Raw genomic sequence first — 7,986 nt, forward strand, 5'->3', positions numbered from 1 at the left:
TGCACAAACCTGCGGCGGCCGGACTGGCCAGACCCTGGAAATAGCGCTTGTCGGCAACGCCAACCTGGGTGTTGAAGCGGGCCAGGCGCATGGCCGCACATGCGGCGTAGATGAAGGCCGATGCCCAGCCAACCTTGCCCCAGAGAGAGCCGTATTCGGCCAGGGACGACAGCGACCATGTGTACAGGACCAGGGCGGGAGCGACGCCGAAACTGACCAGATCCGACAGCGAATCGTATTGGACGCCGAAATCACTCTGGGTACCGGTCATGCGCGCGACACGACCATCCAGACCATCGAGCACGCCGGCGATGAATACGGCCAGCGCCGCTTCGGAATAGCGCCCGCCGATCGAGGCCACGATCGCGTAGAAGCCCGCAAACATCGCCGCCGTCGTGAACAGGTTTGGCAGCAGGTAGATTCCGCGGGGCCGCTTGCGCGGGCTGGAGGGTGATTCATCCATTGCCGAATGCCGTGGTCAAAAGTGTGTCGAGTTTAACTGATCTGTACGATTTGGCAGCGAAGTGCTTGTAAGATAACGAAACTAGTGCTATCCAGTGCGCTGATTCCGGGAGTCCGGCCGGCTCAATCCCCCCGGACGCCCTAGGGCCAACTGTCGGCTCGCACCGACGCGGAGACCATCATGAAGCCCCGTTTTATACTACTGTTCCTGATCTGCCTGAGTGCTGCCCCTGTCAGCGCCCAGCAAGTCTATTCCTGGACCGATTCCAACGGAACCAAGCATTTTTCCGATACGCCACCGCCACCGAATACGCCCACGGCCAAGAAATTGAACGTGCGCAGCGGCGTCAGCACCGAGGAAAGCATGGAGGCCGCCAACGAAGCTCCCAAGGAAGGCCAGATGATGGCCGCGGCCGCTGGCTATAGCCAGGAAGACATCGAACGAAATTGTGCTGCAGCGCGCAAGAACCTCGAAACCTATCGAGCCGGCAAACCTGGCGATGATGCGGAACCTGAAGCCCAGATCCGCTATCAGGAAAACATCAACAAGACCACGGAGCAGATCAAGCTGTTTTGCAGCTGATTGGTTCCGCTCAATGAGGGTGACTGGCCAGCGAGGCCGGCCCTCGTTCCCACTCTGGAAACCGCAATCGCGGTGCAATCCTCCGCGCTTATGTAGAATCGCCGGTCCACTGCGACCGAGCTGATCCCATGCGCCTGTCCCGTTTCCATCTCGCCACTGTCAAGGAAGTTCCCGCCGACGCCGAGATCGCCAGCCATCGGCTGATGCTGCGCGCCGGCATGATCCGCAAGCTGGCATCGGGGATATACACCTGGTCGCCACTGGGGCTGCGCGTGTTGCGCAAGGTCGAGAGCATCGTGCGCGAGGAAATGAACCGCGCCAATGCGATCGAACTGTTGATGCCCTCGATCCAGCCTCGGGAATTGTGGGAGGAGACCGGCCGATGGGAGAAATTTGGCGGCCAGCTTCTTAAAATCAAGGATCGCAAGGAAGCCGGCTATTGCTATGGCCCCACCCATGAGGAAGTGGTCACCGACTTCGCCCGCAACGAGTTGAAGTCGTACAAGCAGCTGCCGATCAATTTCTACCAGATCCAGACCAAGTTCCGTGACGAGATACGGCCACGATTCGGCGTCATGCGGGCACGCGAATTCCTGATGAAGGACGCCTACTCGTTCCATGTGAATGCGGACTGCCTGGCTGCGGAATACCGCAACATGTACGACACCTACACGCGGATTTTCACGCGTCTTGGCCTGCGCTTCCGTGCAGTGGATGCCGACACTGGCGCCATCGGCGGCAGCGCCTCGCACGAGTTCCATGTATTGGCGGATTCAGGCGAAGATGCCATCGCATTCTCGACTGGCTCCGACTACGCCGCCAATGTCGAAAAGGCTGAAGCGCTGGCCCCGACGGGTGAGCGTGCGGCCGCGAGTGCCGCCATGGAGTCCGTGGATACACCGACGCAGAAATCCATCGATGATGTTTCTGCTTTTCTCGGTGTCGATCCGAAACAGTGCATCAAGACCATCATCGTTCGCGGCAACACGGGCCTGGTTGCGTTGTGCGTGCGCGGCGATCACGAGATCAATGAAATCAAGGCAGCCAGGCTCGAGGAACTGCCGGGCGATTCCGTGCTCGCCGACGAAGCCGAACTGGTCCGCGACATCGGTTGCAAGCCCGGTTTCATCGGCCCTGCAGGTTTGCCTGACTCGATTCCTGTCATTGTCGATCGCGCTGCCGCGGTAGTAGCGGATTTCGTTTGCGGCGCAAACAGCGAAGGCAAGCATTTTCGTGGCGCCAACTGGGAACGCGACGCGCGGATGACGCGCATTGCCGACTTGCGCAAGGTTGTCGAGGGCGATCCATCCCCGGATGGCAACGGAACCTTGTCAATCGCTCGTGGCATCGAGGTCGGTCATGTATTCCAGCTCGGCAGCAAGTACGCCGAAGCACTGAGCGCAACCGTGCTTGATGAACAAGGCAAGGCGCGCGTCATGTCGATGGGCTGCTATGGCATCGGCGTGAGTCGCATCGTTGCGGCGGCAATCGAACAGAACAATGACGAAGCCGGCATCCTCTGGCCCGAAGCGATGGCGCCATGGCAGGTGGTGATCTGCCCGATCAACCTGGCGCAGAGCGCAGCGGTTCGCGAAGAGGCCGAACGGCTCTACAGCGAGCTCGGCGAGCGTGGCATCGACGTTGTGCTTGATGATCGCGGATTGCGCCCAGGGCCGATGTTCGCGGATGCTGAATTGATCGGCATCCCGCATCGCATCGTGATCGGCGACCGCGGGCTCGCTGCCGGCACCTATGAATACCGCCGCCGCGGCGAGGCCGAGAACCGCTCACTGTCGCGTGACGAACTGCTCGCCATGTTTGACTGACCACGCAGGACCAATCGTGAGTGATCGATGAGCTGCATTGTTCGATTCGTTGACCGGAATCGGGCATGACCGGGGAATGCGAATCCCCGCCTCGTGCCGATCGCAGGAAGCGCCTGCTACGGCGTGAGCTGCGGTCGATAGTGCCGCTCGCGGCCGCCATGGTCCTTTTCGTCGCCGCTGTAGTCCTGATCGGCCACGAAGCCCATCTACATCTGCATGCGTTCGAAGCCTGGATTGCGCAACTCGGGCCCTGGGGAATGATTGCGTTCGTCGGCGTATTCATTGTCGGCACTTCCGTTTTTGTTCCCGAATCCCTTTTCAGCTTTGTCGCGGGCGTACTGTTCGGCCTGGCCTGGGGCATCGGCATCATGCTGTTCGCCAACCTGCTCGCAGCGGCGCTGCAATACGGTCTGGCACGCAAGATCCTGCGCGCACCGATCCAGCGCTGGCTGCAGTCACGCCCCTTGCTGCGCTCGATACAGAAGGCAGTCACCGGAAACGAGTTGCGCCTTCAGTGCCTGCTGCGGCTGACTCCCCTGAGCCCTGCCCCGATCAGCTACCTGCTTGGAGCTGCAGGCGTTCGATTCCCGGGATTCATCCTGTCCAGCCTTGTCCTGATCACGCATGTCGCTGTCGAGGTCTACCTGGGCCATGCCAGCAAGCAACTGGTTGCGCACGGATTCAACGGCACGCAACAGGGCTGGCAACATGGGCTTCTGGTCTACGGCGGCACGGCACTAGGCATCCTGGCCGTTGTGCTCGTATCGAAAGTCGCGCACAAGGCCGTACTCAATGCCATTGCCGAATCCGATACGGAAAGGAACAACTCGAAACCGGATTGACTCGACGCTACCCAACCATCTCTGGTGCCGCTCAGGCGCCCGGGCCGCAGTCGATACAGCGCAAGGGCGGATGCGGCCCCATCCCGAGGGCTTCATTGAGCCTGCGCAAGGCGGTACGTAGGCCCTCCTCGATGACCGGGTGGTAGTAGGGCAGTTCCAGCACTTCGCCGACCGTCTTGCGCAACTGGATGACCCACGCCAGCAAATGAGCGATGTGCTCGTTGTCGGGGCCAAACATTTCCGCACCGAGGATCAAGCCGGTACCCTTTTCACCGTAGATGCGCAGCAGTCCTCGATTGACCAGCATTACCCTGGATCGCCCCTGGTCCTCGAACGAGACTTCGCCGATGGCGAAATCAATCTTGCCCTCGATCAGGGTTTCGTAGCGTTGCCCGGCAAAGGCAGCTTGTGGATCGCAGAACGTGATGCCCAGCGGCGTGCGCCGTGTGTGCCGGAAAACCTCGGGAAAACGCGCTGCGTTGTGCCCGGCCAGATGACCTTCGTCGACCGCTTCGTGCAGGATCGGACGATCTGCTGCCGAATCACCGGCGATAAAGATGTGGTTTGCGCTGGTCTGCATGGTCAGCGGATCGAACAATGGAACACCGCGCGGGCCCAGCTTGAGTCCGCTGCGCCCGATCGCAAGCCGATCGACGTTGGATACGCGACCGGTCGCGGCCAGCAGGTACTCGAAGCGCTCGCTAGCCTGATTTCCCGCATCATCGATGTAGTCGACAACGACTTCATCGCCTGCACGACTGATGCGAACGTCCCTTGCATCGAGGCTGGCTGACATCTCCGCCCTGATCGTCCGGGCGGCGCAGTCGCGGACTTCAGGGTCCGAGAGTCCGGCCACAGCACCCCCACGTCCGAACAGGTGCACGCGCACACCGAGCCGGTGCAAGGCCTGTCCAAGCTCGATACCGATGACACCGGCACCGAATACGGCAATCGATGCCGGCAAGTCGTGCCAGTCAAACACATCGTCATTGACGATGAGCCGGTCACCAGCGGGCTCGAACTGTTCCGGTATACGTGGCCTGGAACCCGTTGCGATGACGATTCGCGCGGCTTCGACGTGGTCCACCTCGGATGAGGGGTCGTCTGCATTCCCGGATAATGTCAGGCGCAATGCATGCGCATCTTCAAACTCGGCATGCGCCCGCAGGATGTGGCGCTGATCGAATCCGCCGACGGCATCAATGACGAAGCCGACGAAGCGATCCCGTTCTGCGCGCACACGCCGCATGACCGCAACGCCATCCACCTCGCCTGCACCGGCAGAGATGCCGAATTCGGGCAAGGCCTGCATCCGGTGCCTCGCATCGGCGGGTGCGATAAGCAGCTTGGACGGCATGCAGCCTACTCGCGCGCATGTCGTACCGAACGATCCGCCCTCGATCAACGCGATGCTGTCGGTGAACTTCCTGACTTCCCGATACGCCGACATGCCGGCCGACCCCGCACCAATAATGGCTACGTCTACCTTTCTGGTTGTCATGAATATTCCTGCCTGTATGCGCCGGATACACCGGATAGTGACTCAGGCGCGCGCATTCCGAAAGCGTGCGGCGCGAGCACCTCCTGTCCGGGCACGCGCTGGGAGTGCGCGTGACGGTAGCGAGGACTATTCGCGACGCTGGCCACGCAGACGCCCGAACAGCCCCGCCAGCGGAACCGCACTGGCTCCGTGCAGGAAGATGCTGAACAGAACGGTGAGCACGACACAGGCCAGGATCTCGTCGAACCGCGGAATCGTGTATTGCTCGTCGATCAGCAGCACGAACAGGATGGAAGCAAGCCCACGCGGCCCAAACCAGCCAAGGCTGAGCTTTTCCAGTGGTCGCAGACCGGTCCCGATCAGGGAAACCCATATCGGCAACATGCGCACGACGGTAATGAACAACAATGCCAGTACCACGGTTTTCCAGGTTGCGTGCTGCAAGCCAATGGGAAGCAGGACCGCGCCGAACATCACGAACGTCAGGATGGTGAGGATCTGCCCCTCGCTCTCCATGAACTCGATGATGAATTCGCGCCTGCAGCGCAAGGTGTTGCCCAGCGTCAGGCCCGCCAGGAAGGCGGATATGAACCCGTTGCCACCCACAACTTCAGCCACTGCAAAGGCCAGCAGTGCGCCTGCGAGCACGCTGATCGCACGTCCGGCATCGGAGATGCTGTCGCGATCGACAGCCAGATCGACGAGCCTTGCCAGCAGGTAGCCGATAGCGATCCCGACCAGCGGGCCCAGCAGCAATTGCAGCAGGATGAACATGGCAAGACTGTCCGGCGCGCCCGTGTCAGCAGACCCTGCCAGACTGGCCGAAAGCGTTGCCGCAAGGATGATGACCGGCACGGCCAGGCCGTCGTTGAGACCGCTTTCCACATTGATCGCCTGGCGAACCCTGTCCGGCACATCCTTGTTGCTGAGTATCGCCTGAGCCAGTGCCGCGTCCGTCGGCGTGAGGATGGCCGCAATCAACAAGGCCATGGGCAGCGGTGCTGCCGGCGAAACCCAGTGCGCAACGAACATGCCCAGTAGCATCGTCAACGGCATGCCGATCAGCAGCATGCGCGCAGGCAGGGCGAAACTTCGGCGCAGCTCGCTCAGGCGGACACCGGAGGCGTCCGTGAACAGGACCAGGATCAAGGTGAATTCGGCAAAGTGATGCAGGAGGGAGCTATTCACACGCAAGCCCAGCACATCCGCCCCCGCACCACCGATTGCATAGCCGAACAGCACGAAGATCATGGGCATGCTGATCAGGGTCGCGCTCAGGCGGCGGGACACCAGCGCCCAGAGCAGGATCCCGCTGCACACCACCACGACCTGGATCAGTCCACTCATGCGCCCGCCCCACTGGTTGTTGCGCGCTGGCTGAACTGACTCATGGCCAAGGTTTCCCTGGTTGGATTCGAATGGGATATGGGGCGGACCCCGGGGCGGGATCCTGCAGGCGTTGGAGTCTGTTCGGCAGCTGCCGGCGATGCAAGCTCGACCGCCGCCGTGCGAACCGGACTGCTTCGCCGTCCACCGGATGCTGCACTGCAGCACCCAGTCCCGTATGATATCGGCCCCTTTCCCGTACCGCGCCACGCGCGCGGAACCTGCCAACCCAGGAGCGCAACATGGCTTTGCAGCTAGTTTCAACCGGCAAGGATGTGCCGAACGAAATCAATGTCATCATCGAGATTCCAAAGGATGCCGAGCCGGTCAAGTACGAGGTCGACAAGGCCACCGGGGCGATTTTCGTGGACCGCGTCCTGTCCACGCCGATGCGCTACCCGTGCAACTACGGATACATCCCGCAGACCCTTGGCGGCGATGGCGATCCGCTCGATGTTCTCGTCATCCTGCCGCTTCCGCTGGTTCCCGGATCTGCCATCCGTTGCCGACCGGTCGGCGTATTGCGGATGAGCGATGAGGCCGGCGCAGACGAGAAGCTGGTGGCCGTGCCGATTCCGAAGGTCTTCGAAGGCTATGCCCACATCAATGACATCGATCAGGTGTCAAAGCACTGGCTCGAGCGCATTGGCCATTTCTTCGAGCACTACAAGGATCTCGAGAAAGGCAAATGGGTCAAGCTCGAAGGCTGGGGCAACGCCGATGATGCAAAGAACGAGATCCTCGAAGGCGTCAAACGGCACAACGCTGCCGAAGCCTGAGCATCAGGCCAGCAGATCCCGATACTCGGGATGTTTCTCGAAATACCCGGTGGCATAGGAGCACGCCGGGATGACCTTCCAGCCTCTTGCACGCGCCGTGTCCAGCGCGTAGCGGGTGAGCTGGCCGGCAATACCTCGGCCCCCGAGGGTGGATGGAACGCCGGTATGGGTGATCGTCATGGTCTCGCCGGCGAGTCGGTAGTCGATCACGCAGGCCTGGCCTTCGACCATGGCTATGAAACGGCTGGCGGATTCTTCGTGCTGGATATCGATGTCCATGGCGTTTCCTGGGTTGGGTTGAGGGTCGCGCCCTAGCGTTGATGGTTGCCCATGGAGAGTCAAGCGGGCGACGGCATCGCATGCTCGGGGATGGACACGATTTGCCCGGCGCCAACGCCCAGTCTGCTCGATTTCAGGCCATCAACGCCGGCATGCAGCCACATGGCGTTGTCGAACTCGCGCGACTGAATCGCGCCGCCGACGCGGCGCGCAATGCCGACTCTCTTTCCAGCGCGGAGAGTCTCAGACCGGCCGGCCATCCATGCGCCGTGCTGGAAGCCGGGATACTTTTTGATCAGGGCAAGCTTCAGGCTGCACAGGAATGTGC

The 7,986-nt window shown here is 61.4% G+C and carries 9 protein-coding genes; 4 read left to right on the plus strand and 5 right to left on the minus strand.

Annotated elements, in window-relative coordinates; genetic code table 11:
• Nucleotides 1-463 (minus strand): CDP-alcohol phosphatidyltransferase family protein (locus tag WBP53_RS11310; protein WP_423928962.1); only part of this gene is annotated, 463 nt, incomplete at its 3' end.
• Between the two features lie 180 nt (nt 464-643).
• Between WBP53_RS11310 and WBP53_RS11315 the strand changes: the two genes are divergently transcribed.
• The 3 genes from WBP53_RS11315 to WBP53_RS11325 all read left to right on the plus strand — a co-directional run bounded on the left by WBP53_RS11315 (nt 644) and on the right by WBP53_RS11325 (nt 3,713).
• Nucleotides 644-1,045, plus strand: coding sequence for a DUF4124 domain-containing protein (locus WBP53_RS11315; protein WP_423928964.1), 402 nt, complete (start codon nt 644-646; stop codon nt 1,043-1,045).
• A 128-nt stretch (nt 1,046-1,173) separates the two neighbouring features.
• Complete coding sequence (locus WBP53_RS11320; RefSeq protein WP_423928966.1) at nt 1,174-2,871, plus strand: proline--tRNA ligase; 1,698 nt, start codon at nt 1,174-1,176, stop codon at nt 2,869-2,871.
• A gap of 65 nt (nt 2,872-2,936) precedes the next feature.
• Entirely contained in the window at nt 2,937-3,713 is a 777-nt protein-coding gene (locus WBP53_RS11325; protein WP_423928968.1) for a TVP38/TMEM64 family protein, read from the plus strand.
• 31 nt (nt 3,714-3,744) lie between these two features.
• On the opposite strand, the gene WBP53_RS11330 is transcribed toward WBP53_RS11325, so the two are convergent.
• Both WBP53_RS11330 and WBP53_RS11335 read right to left on the minus strand, forming a co-directional pair.
• Nucleotides 3,745-5,214: a dihydrolipoyl dehydrogenase gene (locus tag WBP53_RS11330; RefSeq protein ID WP_423928969.1), complete on the minus strand. Its 1,470-nt coding sequence runs from the start codon at nt 5,212-5,214 to the stop codon at nt 3,745-3,747.
• Between the two features lie 126 nt (nt 5,215-5,340).
• Nucleotides 5,341-6,561, minus strand: a complete 1,221-nt coding sequence (locus WBP53_RS11335) for a cation:proton antiporter (protein ID WP_423928971.1) — start codon at nt 6,559-6,561, stop codon at nt 5,341-5,343.
• Nucleotides 6,562-6,842: 281 nt separating this feature from the next.
• Between WBP53_RS11335 and ppa the strand changes: the two genes are divergently transcribed.
• Nucleotides 6,843-7,379: an inorganic diphosphatase gene (ppa, locus tag WBP53_RS11340; protein ID WP_423928973.1), complete on the plus strand. Its 537-nt coding sequence runs from the start codon at nt 6,843-6,845 to the stop codon at nt 7,377-7,379.
• Between the two features lie 3 nt (nt 7,380-7,382).
• Here ppa and WBP53_RS11345 read toward each other — a convergent pair whose 3' ends face one another.
• Together WBP53_RS11345 and WBP53_RS11350 are read right to left on the minus strand one after the other, a co-directional pair.
• On the minus strand, nt 7,383-7,658 hold the full coding sequence (locus WBP53_RS11345) for a GNAT family N-acetyltransferase (RefSeq protein WP_423928975.1): 276 nt from the start codon (nt 7,656-7,658) through the stop codon (nt 7,383-7,385).
• A gap of 59 nt (nt 7,659-7,717) precedes the next feature.
• Nucleotides 7,718-7,986 (minus strand): hypothetical protein (locus WBP53_RS11350; protein ID WP_423928977.1); only part of this gene is annotated, 269 nt, incomplete at its 5' end.

This window comes from Dokdonella sp., from assembly GCF_049593775.1.
In the GTDB taxonomy this organism is placed as follows: Bacteria; Pseudomonadota; Gammaproteobacteria; order Xanthomonadales; family Rhodanobacteraceae; genus Dokdonella.

What these genes read in the sequence shown, in the direction of transcription:
- WBP53_RS11315 (WP_423928964.1), top strand. Translation starts at nt 644, where the DNA reads ATGAAGCCCCGTTTTATACTACTGTTCCTGATCTGCCTGAGTGCTGCC.
- WBP53_RS11320 (WP_423928966.1), top strand. Translation starts at nt 1,174, where the DNA reads ATGCGCCTGTCCCGTTTCCATCTCGCCACTGTCAAGGAAGTTCCCGCC.
- WBP53_RS11325 (WP_423928968.1), top strand. Translation starts at nt 2,937, where the DNA reads ATGACCGGGGAATGCGAATCCCCGCCTCGTGCCGATCGCAGGAAGCGC.
- WBP53_RS11330 (WP_423928969.1), bottom strand. Translation starts at nt 5,214, where the DNA reads ATGACAACCAGAAAGGTAGACGTAGCCATTATTGGTGCGGGGTCGGCC.
- WBP53_RS11335 (WP_423928971.1), bottom strand. Translation starts at nt 6,561, where the DNA reads ATGAGTGGACTGATCCAGGTCGTGGTGGTGTGCAGCGGGATCCTGCTC.
- ppa (WP_423928973.1), top strand. Translation starts at nt 6,843, where the DNA reads ATGGCTTTGCAGCTAGTTTCAACCGGCAAGGATGTGCCGAACGAAATC.
- WBP53_RS11345 (WP_423928975.1), bottom strand. Translation starts at nt 7,658, where the DNA reads ATGGACATCGATATCCAGCACGAAGAATCCGCCAGCCGTTTCATAGCC.